Consider the following 1,878-nt stretch of genomic DNA (forward strand, 5'->3'; position numbering starts at 1 on the left):
ATCTCCGCTTCCTCGGCGAGACGTTCGGTTGGGATTATCCGCGTGATTGGCTGGCCGATCATCTCTTCTGCGTCATATCCCAAGGTCCGGGTTGCGCCGCCATTCCAAGAAGTGATCACCCCATCCATGGTCTTTCCGACGATCACGTCCTGCGAAGATGCAACGATGGATGCCAGATGTTCCCTTTGGAACTCGTCCTCGATGGTGGGCGATCGCTCGATGAGCAGGACCAGGCTGCTCACCACCTTGCCAGCTTCGAGCTTCAGCCGGGCATGCACCCTGACCCAAGCCCTGTGACCGTTGGGCCGCTCCAGTATCACGTCCGCCTGAGAGATTTCCCAACCTTCCCGAAAGGCAACGGCCAGGGGGGTCTGGTCGGGCGCCAGTATCCTCCCTCCCGCATCTCTCATCCGCCAGGCGCCGAACCACTTCTGGCTGCGGGGAGTATGCTCGCGCCCCCAGAGCTGTGCCGCCTGGAGATTGTAGGAACTGATGAAGCCCTCTCCGTCAGTCGCATAGGCGGCGACCGGCAGTGCCGCTGGCACATCGATCAAGTTTACCATAGACATCAGGTTCTCCCGGATGGCTGGAGATGTTTCACAGCGTTGTCGAACACCAGGCAATGATAGAGTGGCCTTACCCCTAAGAAAGTCAGGCCCGGGGGGGATTTCTGGTAGTCATCAACTCGGCCGCCCAGGCGGATCACCCACTGCATTGCGTGCGTCGAGCGGACGTGCCGTCGCCGGCATGTTTGGCTGGCGGGCGCGACTGAAGTCAAGGCCCGCCGGCAGCGCATCTTGTAAAACTGAATCGCAATGTGGCAGAGTGCCACGAGGTGATCATCCGATGGAGCCTACCGTTGCGGGAGGACCAGAGCAGCCGCAGCGAGTTGGCTCACCGAATGAGCGGAGGCGACAGGAGGTGAGCCCATGAACCGAGCCAACCCCCAAGAGGTCGTGAGCGCAGCGTTGAAACCGCTTGAAGGCATTGATATACCACCAGCTCTGAGATCGAGCATCGAGCGACAGGGGCGAGGCCTCATGTCTTTAGCGACGAGCCTCTTGAACAGTGGGATGGATGAGCAGCAGGTGCGCGACGTGGTCGATAAGGCTTGCGCGTCGTATCGCGACGAGCTTATTGCCGCCATTCTTGCGCTGAGGAAATGATGCGGAACTGCAAGAAACTTCTTGATGAGCCCGGTCGCGTTGCCGCTCTCCGCCGCTACTCCGTCCTAGACACTCCGGCCGAGCAGCCCTTCGACAAGCTTACCGAGCTGGTTCGCAATGTCCTCGGGGTGTCCTTTGCAGCGGTAAGCTTGATCGACGAAGATCGGCAGTGGTTCAAGTCGGTCGCCGGCCTATCCGCAGGCGAGACTCCGCGCGACGTTTCGTTTTGCACGCACACGATCAAGACGCGCGAGCCGATGATCATCCCCGACGCAACCCTCGACGCCAGGTTTTCCAAAAACCCCTTGGTGACCGGACATCCCAAAATCCGTAGTTACCTCGGTGTCCCGCTCGAGACCCCGGATGGATATAATCTCGGGGCGCTATGCGCGATCGACACCGCGCCGCGAACCTTCAACGCTTCGCAAATCGAGATCATGAAGAGCTTCGCGGCGCTGGTTCTCAATGAACTCGAACTTCGGCAGATCGCGATGAGCGACGCGCTTACAGGAGCATTGACCCGTCGTGGATGGGTCGCGATGGCCGAGAAAGAAATGGCGCGGCGCCTCAGGGATGGCACGGAGGCGGCCATCATCATGTTTGACGTCGATCATTTCAAGGCGGTCAACGACACCTACGGGCACCCCGCTGGTGATGGAGTCCTACGAACGCTTAGCCAGCGATGCGTCGCCGAACTGCGCCAAGGCGACAC

At 60.2% G+C, this 1,878-nt stretch carries 3 protein-coding genes; 2 read left to right on the forward strand and 1 reads right to left on the reverse strand.

Features of this window, described 5'->3' with window-relative positions; all coding sequences use genetic code 11:
- Positions 1 to 569 (reverse strand): PAS domain S-box protein (locus tag C5F48_RS23430; RefSeq protein WP_146170744.1); only part of this gene is annotated, 569 nt, incomplete at its 3' end.
- A 360-nt stretch (positions 570 to 929) separates the two neighbouring features.
- Here C5F48_RS23430 and C5F48_RS23435 point away from each other — a divergent pair.
- Both C5F48_RS23435 and C5F48_RS23440 read left to right on the forward strand, forming a co-directional pair.
- On the forward strand, positions 930 to 1,166 hold the full coding sequence (locus C5F48_RS23435) for a hypothetical protein (RefSeq protein WP_107666083.1): 237 nt from the start codon (positions 930 to 932) through the stop codon (positions 1,164 to 1,166).
- The coding region (locus C5F48_RS23440) for a sensor domain-containing diguanylate cyclase (RefSeq protein ID WP_258186567.1) at positions 1,166 to 1,878 on the forward strand (713 nt) is incomplete at its 3' end. The genes C5F48_RS23435 and C5F48_RS23440, both read left to right, overlap by 1 nt.

It is taken from the genome of Cereibacter changlensis JA139 (assembly GCF_003034985.1).
GTDB lineage: Bacteria > Pseudomonadota > Alphaproteobacteria > Rhodobacterales > Rhodobacteraceae > Cereibacter > Cereibacter changlensis.

Coding starts and splice junctions, on each gene's coding strand:
- C5F48_RS23435 (WP_107666083.1), top strand. CDS start 930: ATGAACCGAGCCAACCCCCAAGAGGTCGTGAGCGCAGCGTTGAAACCG.